The following is a 15,386-nucleotide window of genomic DNA, read 5'->3' on the forward strand; positions in this document are numbered from 1 at the left end:
CGCCTTCGCTCGTTTCGCGAACATCCTGTTCGCGCGACATGCTTACTTTTTCTTGCGTACGTACAGCACGAGATTGTGATCCACCATCTCGAAACCATACTTATCGACGATCGCCTTCTGAAGACGCTCGATTTCTTCGTCGAAGAATTCGATCACTTCACTGGTTTCGACGTTGACCATATGGTCGTGATGCTTGCCGTCGTCCAGTTCGAAGACCGCGTGACCGCCGTCGAAGTTGTGTCGCACCACAAGGCCAGCTGCCTCGAACTGAGTCAGTACACGGTAAACCGTGGCCAGACCGACGTCCTCACCAGCCTCCATCAGCGCCTTGTAGACATCCTCGGCACTCATGTGGCGTTGCTCGGCGGAATCGAGCATTTGCAGAATTTTGACCCGTGGCAGGGTCACTTTGAGGCCGGCTTTTCGTAGTTCGCTATTTTCAACCATGGTCAGCTTTCTCGCGATGCTGCTTCGCAGCTTCTCTTAATGCGGGTATGATCGGCGTTTACGTTGTCCCAGCCAAGATAGTGGAAGTCGCCCACCGATGCAAAACACCAAGCTCTTGCTAACCAGTTTCACCTTCGTGGGACTGCTCGCACTCGCCGGTTGTTCATTCCCCGGGGTTTACAAAATCGACATCCAGCAGGGCAATGTCGTCACGCAGGACATGATAGACCAGTTACGCCCGGGAATGACCCGTCGGCAAGTACGGTTTATCATGGGCAACCCTCTGCTGACCGACACGTTCCATGCCGATCGCTGGGATTACCTGTATAGCCTGCAACCGGGTGGTGGTGAACGCCAACAGGAACGCATAAGCGTTATCTTCAACCCTAATGACCAGCTTGTCAGCCTGTCGGGCGATTTTATGCCTGGCGTGAGCCGCGACGAAGCCATTCTCGGCAAGGAACCCGGCACTACCGTGACCGCTCCTGCGGAAAACACCGAGAAGCCAAAACCGGAAAAACCGGTGAAACCAGGTTCGTTGCTGGACCAGATCCAGAAGGACGTAGACGGTGTAGAAACCGTTCCAGTCCCAAGTCCGGAACCGCTGGACACCACGCCGCAATAATTTGCGACGCAATAAAAAACCCGGCATGTCCGGGTTTTTTATTATCTGGCGATTATCGAATCACTGATTTCGCGCTTTCGCCTCGGCAGCCTTGGCGGCGCGCAAGCGGCGGACCTCTTTCGGATCAGCCAATAATGGCCGGTAGATCTCGATACGATCCCCCGCCCGCACCGTATGAGTGGACGGGTCAGCAATCACCTTGCCGAAGATCCCCACCGGACAACTGGCCAGATCCAACTCAGCAAACTCGATATCTACCCCCGATTTGAGCAAAGCATCCCGAACCGTCGACCCTGCAGGCACTGCCACAGTCAGCAGCACCTGACGATCAACGGCGGCATACACCACCTCAACCTCAATCACCGACTCAACCATGCATCTGCTTGGCGCGCTGACAGAATGCGTCCACCAGCGTATTGGCGGCCTGATTGAACAACGGCCCCAGCGTCGCGCGCACGATTGGCCCGGCATAGTCGAACGACAGGTCCAGGCTGATCTTGCAGGCCTTCTCGCCCAACGGCTTGAACACCCAGACGCCATGCAACTGGGTGAACGGACCTTCCTCGAGGTTCATCTCGATCGAATGTCCGGGCACCAAAGTGTTGCGCGTCACGAAATGCTGGCTCAAGCCACCCTTGGCCACGCCGACGCTGGCGCGCATGTGCTCAGGGGAGCTTTCCAGTACTTCCGCCGCCGAACACCACGGCAGGAACTCCGGATAACGCGCCACATCATTGACCAGGTCATAGAGGGCTTGTGCCGGGTACGGCAACAGGGCCGAGCGTTGAATATGTGTCGTCATGTCAGCGTCACTTCCACAGCTGGGCGGCAAACACTACGAGAATGCCGATGGGCGCCACATAGCGCATCAAGAACAGGGACAGGCTGAACAGCATCGGGCTGTGGATCGACAACTCATCGCGCACCGCTTCACGCCCCATGATCCAGCCTGCAAACACCACGAAACACAAACCGCCGAGTGGCAACATGATTCGCGAGGTGAAGAAATCGATCACACCAAAGAAGTCCAGGCCGCCGGCCGCACCCCATTGATAGAGATGAAACATCCCGCCTTCGTTCACGAAAAACTTGGCTTCCTTCCAGATATTGAAGGAAAACACCGTGCCCAGACCGACGAACCAGCAGATAAAAGCCAGCCAGAAAGTCACCCAGGCACGGCTGATTTTGGTGCGTTCAACCAGGTAAGCCACCATTGGTTCGAGCAATGAAATCGCAGAACTCCAGGCGGCAACCGCCACCAGCACGAAGAACACTACGCCCATCAACTGGCCGAACGCTACGTTACCAAAGGCAAATGGCAGGCTGACAAACATCAGGCCAGGGCCTTCACTCGGGTTAAGACCCGCGGCGAACACAATCGGAAACAATGCCAGACCAGCGACCAGCGAAACGAAGGTATCGAGCAGCGCCACGCCGACCACGGTGCCGGAAATCGACGAGTTCTTCGGCATATAGGCGCCGTAGATCATGATCGAACCGACACCCACGCTCAGCGAAAAGAACGCGTGCCCCATTGCCGGCAGCAGACCATCGAGGACTTTTTCCGGGTGGAAGTCGAACATGAAATGCACGCCTTCCATGAAGTGGCCGGTGGTCATGCTGTAACCCAGCAGCACAATCACCATCACGAACAGCAGCGGCATCATGATGCGCAGGCTGCGCTCAAGCCCGGCGACTACGCCTTTGGCGATCACCACGGCAGACAACAGCATAAAAATCGTGTGCCAAAGTGTCAGGCGCCATGGATCGGCGATCACATTGCCGAAATAAGCACCGACCTGATCCGCCGTCACACCCTGGAAGTCGCCACGGCCCATGTCGATGATGTAATCCAGCGACCAGCCGCCAACGACGCTATAGAAAGACAGGATCAGCAACGCCGTGATCATCCCGGCGAACGCGCCCCAGGACCATTTCCCGGAATGCCCCGCCTCCACTGCCAACACCTTCAAGGCGTTGGCCGGGCTCTGGCGCGCACGGCGCCCGATCAGGGTTTCAGCCAGCATGACCGGCACACCGATCAGGGCGATGCAGGCCAGAAACATGAGCACGAAGGCACCGCCGCCATAGACGCCGACCATGTACGGGAATTTCCAGATACTACCCAGGCCCACGGCCGAACCGGTCGCGGCGAGTATGAAGACCCAGCGGCTAGCCCAACTGCCGTGGACAGAAACCTTGTCTGTCGACATCGTTATCACGCCCAAGCGTTCAAAAAAGAGGCCGCATTGTCCGGGATTCAATCAACCTGCTCAAGCACGTAGCGATACCGTAGCCGACTTGCGTGCAACTCCCTATAATGCCGCCCCTATGGCTAAACAGAAGAAACACCCAACAGGGACCATCGCGCAAAATAAAAAGGCGCGACACGATTACTTCATCGAGCATAAGTTCGAGGCTGGTCTGGTCCTGGCCGGCTGGGAAGTAAAAAGTCTGCGGGCAAGCAAGCTGCAACTGGTTGACAGTTATGTCCTGCTCAAGGATGGCGAAGCCTGGCTGCTCGGCAGCCACATCACGCCGCTGATGACCGCCAGCACGCACGTCATCGCCGATCCGACCCGCACCCGTAAATTGCTGCTCAACCGGCGCGAACTGGAAAAGCTCGCCACCGCCGTGCAGCAAAAAGGTTACGCCTGCGTATGCCTGTCCTGGTACTGGAGCAAGCACATGGTCAAGTGCGAGATCGCTCTGGGCAAGGGCAAGAAGGAATACGACAAGCGTGATACCGAGCGCGAACGCGACGCCGGTCGCGAGTTGCAGCGCGCTGTGCGGAACAAGGGCAAGGAAGATTAGTCTTTCGGCCTGATGATCGTTCCCACGCTCTGCGTGGGAATGCAGCAATGGACGCTCTGCGTCCGCTTTGTGACGGCACTCCCACGCAGAGCGTGGGAACGATCATGACTACATCCCCTTGCGCCGCTCCGCCCGAGCCATGCGCTGCACTTCCTGACGCACTTCTTCCAGCACTTCCTGCACATACAAAATGTGTCGGCTGGAGACTTCCCGCGCTTGCTCCGCCCGCCCTTCGATAATCGCCAGGTACAACTCGCGGTGCTGACTGATCAGCATGTCCCGCGTCTCGGTGCGCTGTTTATACATGCCGCCAATGTTGGTCACCACGTTGCGCTTGAGCAAATCGAACAAGCCGCGAATGGTGTGCAGCAACACCGCGTTGTGACTGGCTTCGGCGATGGCCAGGTGGAATTTTGCATCCGCCGCGCCCTCTTCCACCCGGCTCACTTCATCGTGACGGGTGTAGCAATCCTGTAATTCGTCGAACGCCGCCGTCAGCCGTTCGCGATCCACATCGGTGGCGCGCAACGCCGCGTAATAAGCACAGGACGCTTCCAGCGTATGACGAAACTCCAGCAGATCGCGCTGGGCCTCAGGGTTACTTTCCAGCAGATGCAGCAGCGGGTCGCTGAACGTCGAGCCGAGGGAATCCACCACATAATTGCCGCCGCCCTGGCGACTGACCAGCAAGCCCTTGGCCGCCAGCTTCTGAATCGCTTCGCGCAGCGAAGGGCGTGATACGCCGAACTGCTCGGCCAAGGTGCGTTCCGCCGGCAAGCGCTCGCCGGACTTCAGCGTGCCCTCGAGAATCATCCCTTCGAGCCGCTCGACAATATCGTCAGACAAACGGCGCTGACGAATCTGATCAAACCCCATAACTCAATTCTCCACGATCCCGGCAGCTCGCCGGGCCCTCTATTCTGGCCTATCCGCGCTGCGGCGACACCTACCAGACGGCGCTTGAACGAACAGATCAGATGCGCTCTGCACCGCTTATTCGACAAAAGTTTTAGGGCGGCAAATTGACACACCCCATACAAGGCTTTTACCCTAGCCAACAGCGATTGTAAATTGGTATTACCAATTAACCAAGAACGCTGACAGTGCCTGACCAACAACAATTAGGGGCCACCCCATATGCAAACCTGGCAACAGCTCTACAGCCCGCTCGGCAGTCTCGGCGTATCCGCACTCGCGGCCGCCATCCCCATCGTATTTTTCTTCCTGGCCTTGGCCGTGTTCCGCCTCAAAGGCCACGTGGCCGGCAGCATTACCCTGGCTTTGTCGATTGCCGTGGCGATCTTCGCCTTCCAGATGCCGGTTGATATGGCCTTCGCCGCTGCCGGGTATGGCTTTGCCTACGGCCTGTGGCCGATTGCCTGGATCATTGTGGCGGCGGTGTTCCTCTACAAACTGACGGTCAAGAGTGGTCAGTTCGAAGTGATCCGCAGCTCGGTACTGTCGATTACCGACGACCAACGTCTGCAGGTGTTGCTGATCGGTTTCTGCTTCGGCGCGTTCCTTGAAGGTGCCGCCGGTTTCGGCGCGCCGGTAGCGATTACCGCCGCACTGCTTGTAGGACTGGGTTTCAACCCGCTTTACGCCGCCGGCCTGTGCCTGATTGCCAACACCGCGCCTGTCGCGTTCGGTGCCCTGGGGATTCCGATCATCGTCGCCGGGCAAGTCACTGGTATCGACGCGTTCAAGATCGGCGCCATGACCGGCCGCCAACTGCCGCTGCTGTCGCTGTTCGTGCCGTTCTGGCTGGTGTTCATGATGGACGGCCTGCGCGGCGTTCGGGAAACCTGGCCAGCCGCATTGGTGGCCGGCTTGAGCTTTGCCATCACCCAATATTTCACGTCGAACTTCATCGGCCCGGAACTGCCGGACATCACCTCGGCGCTGGCCAGCCTGGTTTCCCTGACCCTGTTCCTGAAAGTCTGGCAGCCAAAACGCGCCGCCGGCCAACACATCGCCGGTGCCGTGTCGGCCTCCGTGGTGACCGCCAGCGTCGGTGGTTTCGGCCAGAAACGCACCACCGTGGCTTCGCCCTACAGCCTGCTGGAAATTATCAAGGCCTGGTCGCCGTTCCTGATCCTCACCGTGTTGGTCACCATCTGGACCCTGAAACCGTTCAAGGCCATGTTTGCCGCGGGCGGTTCGATGTACAGCTGGGTGTTCAACTTCGCCATCCCCCACCTGGACCAAATGGTGATCAAGGTCGCGCCGATCGTGACCGTTCCGACCGCCATTCCAGCGGTATTCAAACTCGATCCGATTTCCGCGACCGGCACAGCGATTTTCTTCTCGGCACTGATCTCGATGCTGGTGCTGAAGATCAATTTCAAAATTGGTCTTACCACTTTGAAAGAGACCTTCTACGAACTGCGCTGGCCGATTCTGTCCATCGGCATGGTGCTGGCGTTTGCCTTCGTCACCAACTACTCGGGCATGTCCTCGACCATGGCGTTGGTATTGGCAGCGACCGGCGCGGCATTCCCGTTCTTCTCGCCGTTCCTCGGCTGGCTGGGCGTGTTCCTGACCGGTTCCGATACCTCGTCCAACGCGTTGTTCAGCTCGTTGCAAGCGACTACCGCGCACCAGATCGGCGTCAGCGACGTGTTGCTGGTCGCGGCAAATACCAGCGGCGGCGTGACCGGCAAAATGATCTCGCCGCAATCGATCGCCGTGGCCTGCGCCGCAACCGGGCTGGTGGGCAAGGAATCGGATCTGTTCCGCTTCACCCTCAAGCACAGCCTGTTCTTCGCAACAATCGTGGGCCTGATCACCTACGTCCAGGCCTATTGGTTGACCGGCATGCTGGTGCACTAAGGACTACAAGCAGCACCGAAAAAACCGACGCCGGACCACGATTCCGGCGTCAGCTATTCACAACCCGGTCTGTAAGGCTACTGAAAGCTTCTCTCTCTATATTCAGCAGCCTCAACGGACGGATAACCGGGCCCACCCGGAGACACGCCTGATGAGCGAGCTTTTTTACAACGCCGTGCCGAACGCCACCCGCGTCGCCCCGCCACTGCCCGAACCTCGGCAATACCCCAGCGAAAAACCGTCACGGGTCTATCTGTTCGGGACCTGCGTGGTGGATTTGTTCTACCCCGAAGCCGGGATGGACGCGATTCACCTGCTGGAACGCGAAGGCATTCGTGTCGAATACCCGCAAGGGCAAAGTTGCTGCGGGCAACCGGCCTACACCTCGGGGTACACCGAACAGGCCCGGACCGTGGCGCGCTCGCAACTGGCGCTGTTTGCCGGGGATTATCCGGTGGTGGTGCCGTCGGGCTCTTGCGCCGGCATGTTGCGCGAACACTACGCCGACTTGTTCAAGGACGAGCCGGAGACGTTGAAACAGGTTCAGGCCCTGGCGGCTCGAACTTATGAACTGGCGGAGTTCCTGCTGTTTGTCTGCAAGGTGCAGCTCAAGGACAGCGGCACACCGGTGAAAGTGGCGCTGCACACCTCGTGTTCGGCACGCCGCGAGATGAACACCCACCTGCATGGCCGCGAGTTGTTGGCGCAGCTAGGCAACGTGGAACGGGTCGAACACAGCCACGAAAGTGAATGCTGTGGCTTTGGTGGGACTTTCAGCGTCCGTATGCCAGACATTTCCGGCGCGATGGTGGCTGATAAGACCCGGTCGTTGAAGGAATCCGGCGCGCATCAGGTACTCAGTGCCGATTGCGGCTGCTTGATGAACATCAACGGCTCGCTGGAGAAACAGAAGGAAGCGTTGCGCGGCCAACATCTGGCCAGCTTCCTTTGGCTGCGCACCGGGGGTGTTCGATGAACGCTTCCGCGATTATTCCTACGGTTGCCGTGGAAGAGGATTTCAGAACCAGGGCTCACGAGGCTTTGGCTGACACGCAACTGCGAAATAACTTTCGCAGCGCGATGGATTCACTGATGACAAAACGGGCAGCGTCCTTCAGCGATGCCCACGAAAGAGAACATTTGCGAGTGCTGGGCAATGCTGTCCGCGCCCGTGCGTTATCCAAGCTGCCCGACCTGCTCGAGCAACTTGAACAGAACCTGACCCGCAACGGTGTGACAGTGCACTGGGCGGAAACGGTGGACGAGGCCAATGGCATCGTCTTATCGATCATCCGCGCTCACGAGGGGCGGCAAGTGATCAAGGGCAAATCGATGGTCAGCGAAGAAATGGAGATGAATCATTTCCTCGCTGATCAAGGCATTGAATGCCTGGAATCGGACATGGGCGAGTACATCGTCCAGCTCGACCACGAGAAGCCTTCACACATCATTATGCCGGCGATCCACAAGAACGCCGGTCAGGTCGCGTCCTTGTTCCACGACAAACTTGGCGTGGAATACACCAAGGACGTTGACCAACTCATTCAGATCGGTCGCAAAGTCTTGCGACAGAAATTCTTCGAAGCGGACATCGGCGTCTCCGGCGTCAACTTCGCCGTGGCCGAAACCGGCACCCTGCTGCTGGTGGAAAACGAAGGCAACGGGCGCATGACGACTACTGTGCCGCCAGTACACATCGCCGTCACCGGCATCGAAAAAGTCGTTGAAAACTTGCGTGACGTGGTACCGCTGCTGTCGCTGCTGACCCGCTCGGCCCTCGGCCAACCCATCACCACCTACGTCAACATGATCTCCGGCCCGCGCAAGGAGCATGAACTCGACGGCCCACAAGAAGTGCACCTGGTACTGCTCGACAACGGTCGCAGCCAGGCCTTCGCCGACAGCGAATTGCGCCAGACCCTGAACTGCATCCGCTGCGGCGCCTGTATGAATCATTGCCCGGTCTACACCCGAATCGGCGGCCACGCCTATGGGGAGGTTTACCCTGGGCCTATCGGAAAAATCATCACGCCGCACATGGTCGGCCTGGCGAAAGTCCCGGATCATCCGAGTGCGTCGTCGTTGTGCGGTGCCTGCGGTGAAGTCTGCCCGGTAAAAATTCCGATCCCGGCATTGCTGCGACGCCTGCGGGAAGAGAACGTTAAGGCCCCGGACAGCCCGCATCAAGTCATGCGCGGCCAGGGCAGCAAGTATTCGCGCAAGGAACGCTTTATCTGGAATGCCTGGGCGCGGCTCAACAGTTCACCAACGCTGTATCGCCTGTTCGGCTTCTTCGCCACGCGCCTGCGCGCCCTTGCGCCGAGCAACGTCGGCCCCTGGACGCAAAACCACAGCGCACCAAAACCCGCTGCCCGCTCGCTGCATGACCTGGCCCGCGAGCACCTGGCCAAACAGGGAGATCGTTGATGAGCGCCAAGCAGAATATTCTCGGCAAATTACGGAACAGTCTGACCGGCACGACACCGGTGCCTGACGAGTTCGATGTCGAACTGGTGACCGCCCCTTACACCTACACAGCCGAACAACGTATCCCGCAACTGCGCAAACTGATGGAAGCGGTGCACACCGAAATCCATCTGACCTCGTCCGAAGGCTGGCCTGAGTTGTTGGCGCAATTGCTGCGAGATCGTCAGTTGCCGAGCCTGTTGATCGCACCGACGACAGCGCATGGTCAACGTGTCACACAGCACTGGTCGAACAATCCCGACCTGCCAGTGCTCAAATCCTACAACCGCCCGGTAGAAGACTGGAAAGCCGAGCTGTTTAACGACACCCCGGCCAGTCTCACGACTACACTCGGCGCAATCGCCGCGACCGGTAGTCTTATTCTGTGGCCGACGCGGGAAGAACCGCGCTTGATGAGCCTGGTGCCGCCGGTGCATTTCGCCCTGCTCAAGGCCAGTGAAATTCGTGACAACTTCTACCAGGTACAACAAGAGTTCGAGTGGGCCCAAGGCATGCCGACCAATGCCTTGCTGGTGTCCGGCCCGTCGAAGACCGCCGACATCGAACAAGTCCTGGCGTACGGCGCCCACGGTCCGAAAGACCTGGTTGTTCTGATTCTGGAGGACCAATGACGCTACCGGCGGATTTCCTGCGTGATGCGCAGCAACTGATTCCTCACGACCGACGTTTCGACGATCCGCTGTCGACCCTGGCCTTCGGCACCGACGCCAGTTTCTATCGGCTCATTCCGCAACTGGTGATCCGCGTCGAATCCGAAGACGAAGTGGTTGCCCTGCTGAAACTGGCGCAACGGGATCAGGTCCCGGTGACCTTTCGTGCGGCCGGCACCAGCCTGTCCGGACAGGCCATCAGCGATTCGGTATTGATCGTGCTGGGGGATAACTGGAACGGTCGCGAAATCCGGGGCCAAGGTACGCAAATCCGCCTGCAACCCGGCGTGATCGGCGCCCAGGCCAACGCGTGGTTGGCGCCGTTCGGGCGCAAGATCGGCCCGGACCCGGCCTCGATCAATGCCTGCAAAATCGGCGGCATCGTCGCCAACAATGCCAGTGGCATGTGCTGCGGCACGGCGCAAAATACTTATCACACCCTGGCTGGCATCCGTCTAGTGCTGGCCGATGGCAGCCGTCTCGATACCGAAGATGCCGCCAGTGTCGCGGCGTTTCGCCAGAGCCATGGCGATCTGCTGGAGCGCTTGGCAACGTTGGGCCGCGAGACCCGCGCCAATTCCGAATTGGCTGCAAGAATTCGCCACAAATACCGTCTGAAAAATACCACCGGCCTGTCGCTCAACGCCCTGGTGGATTTCGACGAGCCTGTGGATATCTTGAGCCACCTGCTGGTGGGCTCCGAAGGCACCCTCGGCTTCATCAGCGCGGTGACTTATGACACGGTGATCGACCACCCGAACAAAGCCTCGGCGCTGATCGTCTTCCCGGACGTGGAAACCTGCTGCAACGCCGTCACCGTGCTGAAAAGCCAACCGGTGTCGGCTGTGGAACTGCTGGACCGCCGCAGCTTGCGCTCGGTGCAAGACAAACCCGGCATGCCGGCTTTCGTACAGCAACTGTCGAACAATGCCTGCGCCTTGCTGATCGAATCTCGCGCCGCCTCCTCCACTTTGTTACGCGAACAACTGGCGCAGATCATGGCGTCCGTGGCTTCGTTCCCGGTAGAAAAACAAGTCGACTTCACCGAAGACCCGCTGGAAAACGCCCGGCTCTGGGCGATCCGCAAAGACACCTTCCCTGCCGTCGGCGCGGTGCGCAAAACCGGGACCACGGTCATCATCGAAGACGTGACCTTCCCAGTGGAACAACTGGCCATCGGCGTGAATCGTTTGATCGAGTTGTTCGACAAACATCACTACGACGAAGCGATCCTTTTCGGACACGCCCTGGAAGGCAATCTGCACTTCGTCTTCACACAAGGCTTCAACAACCCGGAAGAAGTCGCACGCTATCAGGCGTTCATGGACGACGTGGCGCAACTGGTGGCGGTGGAATTCGGCGGCTCGCTGAAAGCTGAGCACGGCACCGGGCGCAACATGGCGCCCTTCGTCGAACTGGAATGGGGCAGCGATGCCTATCAATTGATGTGGCAGCTCAAACGCCTGCTCGACCCGAACGGCATTCTCAACCCCGACGTGGTGCTCAGCGACGACCCGCAGATTCACCTCAAACACCTGAAGCCGCTGCCCGCTGCCGACGAGATTGTGGATAAGTGCATCGAGTGCGGGTTTTGCGAACCGGTCTGTCCATCGAAAGGACTGACCCTGAGCCCGCGCCAGCGCATCGTTATCTGGCGGGACATTCAGGCGAAGAAACGAGCCGGTGTCGACACCGCTGAACTCGAAGCCGCTTATGAATACCAAGGCATCGATACCTGCGCCGCGACCGGGCTGTGTGCGCAACGTTGCCCTGTAGGAATCAACACCGGCGACCTGGTGAAAAAGCTTCGCAGCCGTAAGGCGACGCACACGAAAACCGCTAATTGGCTGGAAGGAAATTTCGCCACGGCACTGCAAGGTGCGCGCTTCACCCTGCACATAGCCAATGGCGCGCGGATGCTGTTGGGAGCGCCACGTTTGGCCAAGCTGTCGGCGACATTGACGCGGTTGTCCAAAGGCCAGGTCCCACAATGGACCAACGCCATGCCGCAGCCGGAAAAAGCCATTCGCTTCAGCCCGACCGTGTCGGACGAACGCCCGCGGGTGGTGTACCTGGCGGCCTGCGTCTCGCGGGCAATGGGCCCGGCGGCGGGGGATAAAGAGCAAATGTCGCTGTACGACAAAACCCGTGGGCTGCTGGAAAAAGCTGGTTACCAAGTGGTCTTTCCCGACAACCAGGACAACCTCTGCTGCGGCCAGCCGTTCGCCTCCAAAGGCTACGCGGAACAGGCCGAGCACAAACGCCAGGAACTGATCGGCGCGCTGCTGCACGCCAGCCGTGGCGGGCTCGATCCGATCTACTGCGACACCAGCCCCTGCACCTTGCGCCTGGTTCAGGACCTCGGCGAAGTGCGCCTGGACCTGTACGACCCTGTGCGCTTTATCCGCACGCATTTGATGGATCGACTGGATTTCACACCGCAGGATGCGCCCATCGCGGTACACGTTACCTGTAGCACTCAGCATTTGGGCGAGAGCCAGGCGTTGATCGATCTGGCGCGAAAATGCAGCACCAACGTGGTGATTCCGGAAGGCATTCACTGTTGTGGATTTGCCGGTGACAAGGGCTTCACCACACCGGAGCTGAACGCGCATTCGCTGCGCTCGCTCAAGGACGCGGTGCAACATTGCAGCGAGGGGATTTCCACCAGCCGGACGTGTGAGATTGGGCTGACGCAACACGGCGGCATTGACTACCACGGGCTGGTCTATCTGGTGGATCGTGTCACCCAGGCCAAGTCGGCGTGAAGCATTTTCACTAAGCAGAAGGGGCAATTGCGCCCCTTTTTAGTGCCTATTCGCGTATCCGTCGGGTTTTTCATAGCTTCTTTGAAAAAAAACGAATTCCTGTACTCCGTCGTAGTCATTTGTATAAGCCCGGTAGAACAAGGCTTATCACTGACTCGACGTGCCGGCCATTGAGCCCCAGCATCGAGACCAAACGTTCAGGAGATACCCATGAAACGTACCGCACTCGCTGGTCTGTTCATTTCCGCTGCAATGTTGGCCTCTCCCGTATTCGCTGCGGACAACAACCTGTGTACCACCAAGGTACAAGAGCTCAAAGACAAAGTGACCTCACTGCCGGCAACGTCCGAAAACACCAAGATGGAACTCAACAGATTGCTTGCCAGTGCCCAGGCATCTCAAGCTGCCGGCGATGACAAGAAATGTGTCACCGAGGCCACGCAGGCGCTGTCGCGCGCCGACAAACTGTCCAACGAACCGAACCCATAATCTGTCGAGGTCAACCTTCGGGTTGGCCTTCTGAGCTGCGTTGGCGTACACTGCGCATGCCTGTCGCTCACTTTGATTCACCGAGCAACAGGCACGGGGCCGTTTAGGATTCGACGCCGGTCGCGAAACTTTAGGTGCATGCCGAGTTGGTAACAGAACTCGTAAATCCACTGTTGCAACTTCTTATAGTTGCCAATGACGAAACCTACGGCCAGGAATTCTCTCTCGCTGCGTAAGCAGCTTTAGATCCTGAGCTTCTGGTACCTTCGGGTCCAGCAATCACCAGGGGATGTCTGTAAACCCAAAGTGATTGTCATATAGAACAGAATCGCCGTGCAGTACGTTGTGGACGAAGCGGCTAAAACTTACACAACTCGCCCAAAGCACCCTGCCCTTCGGGTCGCTGAGGGTTAACTTAATAGAAACGGCTACGCATGTAGTACCGACAGCGGAGTACTGGCGGACGGGGGTTCAAATCCCCCCGGCTCCACCACTTCATCATCTAAAGACGTCCACGGACGTCTTTTTTTGTGGCTGGAATTCAGTAAATACGGGGATTTCAGGGCTATTGGCTTCCACACAAGCTTTTTGAGTTCCAGGCGTTTTGGTATCCCAATTGGTATCCCGAGCCACTGGTGCTATTTTTGGGATACCAAAACGGTGTCAGAGGTAGCTCTCATGCCTACTAATGCAGCCCGCCTATCAGACCGCCAACTCAAGGCAGTCAAGGCAACAGGAAAAGACTTCGTTCTCACTGACGGCGACGGCCTTCAACTCAGGGTCAGAGCCAGTGGCTCGATGATCTGGAACTTCAACTACCGCGAGCCGGTAACCAAAAGCCGCCTCAACATGGCGCTCGGCCCTTACCCAGCCCTCTCGTTGGCGAATGCCAGAAAGAAAGCTGCTGAGGCACGCGAACTGCTGGCGCAAGGCATCGACCCCAAAGCTCACCGCGATGAGCTAAGGCAGGCCAAGCTGGCAAAAACCGAGCACACATTCGAGAAGGTGGCCACCGCTTGGTTCGAGTTGAAAAAACACTCCGTCACAACGGCCTACGCCGAAGACATCTGGCGCTCACTCACGCTGCATGTTTTCCCCAGCCTCAAAGCCACACCCCTCGCAGACATCACCGCCCCCATGATCATCAAGCTCCTACGCCCGATCGAGGCCAAAGGCAGCCTGGAGACGGTCAAGCGACTTTCCCAACGTCTCAACGAAATCATGGCCTACGGCGTCAACTGCGGACTGATCTTCGCGAACCCGCTCAGCGGCATTCGGGCAGCCTTCAAAAAGCCGCAAAAAGAAAATATGCCGGCACTTCCTCCCGAAGAACTACCCGACCTTATGCTGGCGATTGCCAACGCCAGCATCAAACGCATCACCCGCTGCCTGATCGAATGGCAACTGCACACTATGACCCGCCCTGCCGAGGCTGCCGGGACGACCTGGGCAGAAATAGATTTCAAGAAACGCATCTGGACCATCCCAAAGGAGCGCATGAAAAAACGCCGTGTGCACCCCATCCCCCTAAGCGACCAGACGCTCGCGCTGCTAGAGACACTCAAGCCCTACAGCGGCCACCGGGAACACGTATTTCCGGCCGACCGAAATCCGCGTACCCACGCAAACAGCCAGACCGCAAACATGGCATTAAAGCGTATGGGCTTCCAGGATCGGCTGGTCAGCCACGGCCTGCGATCAATGGCCAGCACCATCCTCAACGAACATGGATGGGACCCGGAGTTGATTGAAGTCGCACTCGCCCATGTCGACAAAGACGAAGTCCGAAGCGCGTACAACCGAGCGGACTACATTGAGCGCCGGCGTCCGATGATGATTTGGTGGAGCGAGTACATTCAAAAAGCCGCCACCGGCAATTTGTCGGTGACGGCCATTCATGAAAACAAAAACGGGAACGTCATCCCGTTTCGTTAATCAGTTCCTGCTGGCGACAGCGCCGACACTGGCGACAACCCACGTATTTAGCGGTCCTTCGTATGGCGACAACGTGGCGACAGTCGCCACCATCTGCAGCGCCCACAAGCTTTTAATGCCCAGCCCCTGAGGGCAGGAAGGCTTCGCCTTCCCGTCCTCAGGGGCTCACTTTAAAAACCGACGAACGGCCCATTGTCCATTCCAAGCCACCTTCTTCCACACACGTCCAACGCCTAAAAACCCCACCGCACACCCAGTTGACCACCCTCCGAGGACGCGTTACACCAGAGCCGTAAAGTGCTGTCATCGACAGCATTGCCCGGTAGCCAGGGACCTTTA

The 15,386-nt window shown here is 58.4% G+C and carries 14 protein-coding genes and 1 other RNA gene; 10 read left to right on the forward strand and 5 right to left on the reverse strand.

Annotation, left to right across the window (positions count from 1 at the left end; translation table 11 throughout):
• Positions 1 to 42: 42 nt before the first annotated feature.
• Positions 43 to 447, reverse strand: coding sequence for a ferric iron uptake transcriptional regulator (fur, locus tag HKK53_RS16325; protein WP_003197684.1), 405 nt, complete (start codon positions 445 to 447; stop codon positions 43 to 45).
• A 97-nt stretch (positions 448 to 544) separates the two neighbouring features.
• Here fur and HKK53_RS16330 point away from each other — a divergent pair, with 97 nt between their 5' ends.
• A complete protein-coding gene (locus tag HKK53_RS16330; RefSeq protein WP_054050068.1) occupies positions 545 to 1,072 on the forward strand; it encodes an outer membrane protein assembly factor BamE in 528 nt (175 codons plus the stop codon).
• Between the two features lie 60 nt (positions 1,073 to 1,132).
• Here HKK53_RS16330 and HKK53_RS16335 read toward each other — a convergent pair whose 3' ends face one another.
• Genes HKK53_RS16335 through HKK53_RS16345 form a run of 3 tightly spaced genes read right to left on the reverse strand, consistent with a single transcriptional unit; the run spans position 1,133 to position 3,285 of the window.
• Positions 1,133 to 1,447: an RnfH family protein gene (locus HKK53_RS16335; protein WP_169371664.1), complete on the reverse strand. Its 315-nt coding sequence runs from the start codon at positions 1,445 to 1,447 to the stop codon at positions 1,133 to 1,135.
• Entirely contained in the window at positions 1,440 to 1,874 is a 435-nt protein-coding gene (locus tag HKK53_RS16340; protein ID WP_169371665.1) for a type II toxin-antitoxin system RatA family toxin, read from the reverse strand. The genes HKK53_RS16335 and HKK53_RS16340 overlap by 8 nt, the downstream gene beginning before the upstream one ends.
• 7 nt (positions 1,875 to 1,881) lie before the next feature.
• The gene (locus tag HKK53_RS16345) at positions 1,882 to 3,285 is read right to left on the reverse strand and encodes a sodium-dependent transporter (RefSeq protein WP_169371666.1); all 1,404 of its coding nucleotides are present in this window, start codon (positions 3,283 to 3,285) and stop codon (positions 1,882 to 1,884) included.
• A gap of 118 nt (positions 3,286 to 3,403) precedes the next feature.
• Here HKK53_RS16345 and smpB point away from each other — a divergent pair, with 118 nt between their 5' ends.
• Positions 3,404 to 3,886 carry an SsrA-binding protein SmpB gene (gene smpB / locus HKK53_RS16350; RefSeq protein ID WP_008149046.1) on the forward strand — a complete coding sequence of 161 codons (483 nt, stop codon included), beginning with the start codon at positions 3,404 to 3,406 and terminating at the stop codon, positions 3,884 to 3,886.
• Positions 3,887 to 3,994: 108 nt separating this feature from the next.
• Here the strand turns inward: smpB and HKK53_RS16355 are convergent, their stop codons facing one another.
• Complete coding sequence (locus HKK53_RS16355; RefSeq protein WP_169371667.1) at positions 3,995 to 4,762, reverse strand: FCD domain-containing protein; 768 nt, start codon at positions 4,760 to 4,762, stop codon at positions 3,995 to 3,997.
• 261 nt (positions 4,763 to 5,023) lie between these two features.
• Between HKK53_RS16355 and HKK53_RS16360 the strand changes: the two genes are divergently transcribed.
• The 8 genes from HKK53_RS16360 to HKK53_RS16395 all read left to right on the forward strand — a co-directional run bounded on the left by HKK53_RS16360 (position 5,024) and on the right by HKK53_RS16395 (position 15,047).
• The gene (locus HKK53_RS16360; protein WP_169371668.1) at positions 5,024 to 6,718 is read left to right on the forward strand and encodes a lactate permease LctP family transporter; all 1,695 of its coding nucleotides are present in this window, start codon (positions 5,024 to 5,026) and stop codon (positions 6,716 to 6,718) included.
• 151 nt (positions 6,719 to 6,869) lie between these two features.
• Positions 6,870 to 7,694 (forward strand): (Fe-S)-binding protein, encoded by an 825-nt coding sequence (locus tag HKK53_RS16365; protein ID WP_169371669.1) that lies wholly within the window; start codon positions 6,870 to 6,872, stop codon positions 7,692 to 7,694.
• On the forward strand, positions 7,691 to 9,145 hold the full coding sequence (locus HKK53_RS16370) for a LutB/LldF family L-lactate oxidation iron-sulfur protein (protein ID WP_169371671.1): 1,455 nt from the start codon (positions 7,691 to 7,693) through the stop codon (positions 9,143 to 9,145). The genes HKK53_RS16365 and HKK53_RS16370 overlap by 4 nt, the downstream gene beginning before the upstream one ends.
• Complete coding sequence (locus HKK53_RS16375; RefSeq protein ID WP_169371672.1) at positions 9,145 to 9,816, forward strand: LutC/YkgG family protein; 672 nt, start codon at positions 9,145 to 9,147, stop codon at positions 9,814 to 9,816. The genes HKK53_RS16370 and HKK53_RS16375 overlap by 1 nt, the downstream gene beginning before the upstream one ends.
• Positions 9,813 to 12,623 (forward strand): FAD-binding and (Fe-S)-binding domain-containing protein, encoded by a 2,811-nt coding sequence (locus HKK53_RS16380; protein ID WP_169371673.1) that lies wholly within the window; start codon positions 9,813 to 9,815, stop codon positions 12,621 to 12,623. Before HKK53_RS16375 ends, HKK53_RS16380 begins: the two co-directional genes overlap by 4 nt.
• Positions 12,624 to 12,833: 210 nt before the next feature.
• On the forward strand, positions 12,834 to 13,112 hold the full coding sequence (locus HKK53_RS16385) for a hypothetical protein (RefSeq protein ID WP_169371675.1): 279 nt from the start codon (positions 12,834 to 12,836) through the stop codon (positions 13,110 to 13,112).
• Between the two features lie 95 nt (positions 13,113 to 13,207).
• Positions 13,208 to 13,605: a transfer-messenger RNA gene (gene ssrA / locus HKK53_RS16390) on the forward strand.
• A gap of 185 nt (positions 13,606 to 13,790) precedes the next feature.
• A complete protein-coding gene (locus HKK53_RS16395; protein WP_169371676.1) occupies positions 13,791 to 15,047 on the forward strand; it encodes an integrase domain-containing protein in 1,257 nt (418 codons plus the stop codon).
• Positions 15,048 to 15,386: the final 339 nt, after the last annotated feature.

Source organism: Pseudomonas sp. ADAK7, from assembly GCF_012935675.1.
Lineage (GTDB): Bacteria > Pseudomonadota > Gammaproteobacteria > Pseudomonadales > Pseudomonadaceae > Aquipseudomonas.

What these genes read in the sequence shown, in the direction of transcription:
- HKK53_RS16340 (WP_169371665.1), bottom strand. Translation starts at nt 1,874, where the DNA reads ATGACGACACATATTCAACGCTCGGCCCTGTTGCCGTACCCGGCACAA.
- smpB (WP_008149046.1), top strand. Translation starts at nt 3,404, where the DNA reads ATGGCTAAACAGAAGAAACACCCAACAGGGACCATCGCGCAAAATAAA.
- HKK53_RS16360 (WP_169371668.1), top strand. Translation starts at nt 5,024, where the DNA reads ATGCAAACCTGGCAACAGCTCTACAGCCCGCTCGGCAGTCTCGGCGTA.
- HKK53_RS16380 (WP_169371673.1), top strand. Translation starts at nt 9,813, where the DNA reads ATGACGCTACCGGCGGATTTCCTGCGTGATGCGCAGCAACTGATTCCT.
- HKK53_RS16365 (WP_169371669.1), top strand. Translation starts at nt 6,870, where the DNA reads ATGAGCGAGCTTTTTTACAACGCCGTGCCGAACGCCACCCGCGTCGCC.
- HKK53_RS16375 (WP_169371672.1), top strand. Translation starts at nt 9,145, where the DNA reads ATGAGCGCCAAGCAGAATATTCTCGGCAAATTACGGAACAGTCTGACC.
- HKK53_RS16345 (WP_169371666.1), bottom strand. Translation starts at nt 3,285, where the DNA reads ATGTCGACAGACAAGGTTTCTGTCCACGGCAGTTGGGCTAGCCGCTGG.
- HKK53_RS16335 (WP_169371664.1), bottom strand. Translation starts at nt 1,447, where the DNA reads ATGGTTGAGTCGGTGATTGAGGTTGAGGTGGTGTATGCCGCCGTTGAT.
- fur (WP_003197684.1), bottom strand. Translation starts at nt 447, where the DNA reads ATGGTTGAAAATAGCGAACTACGAAAAGCCGGCCTCAAAGTGACCCTG.
- HKK53_RS16385 (WP_169371675.1), top strand. Translation starts at nt 12,834, where the DNA reads ATGAAACGTACCGCACTCGCTGGTCTGTTCATTTCCGCTGCAATGTTG.
- HKK53_RS16330 (WP_054050068.1), top strand. Translation starts at nt 545, where the DNA reads ATGCAAAACACCAAGCTCTTGCTAACCAGTTTCACCTTCGTGGGACTG.
- HKK53_RS16370 (WP_169371671.1), top strand. Translation starts at nt 7,691, where the DNA reads ATGAACGCTTCCGCGATTATTCCTACGGTTGCCGTGGAAGAGGATTTC.
- HKK53_RS16395 (WP_169371676.1), top strand. Translation starts at nt 13,791, where the DNA reads ATGCCTACTAATGCAGCCCGCCTATCAGACCGCCAACTCAAGGCAGTC.
- HKK53_RS16355 (WP_169371667.1), bottom strand. Translation starts at nt 4,762, where the DNA reads ATGGGGTTTGATCAGATTCGTCAGCGCCGTTTGTCTGACGATATTGTC.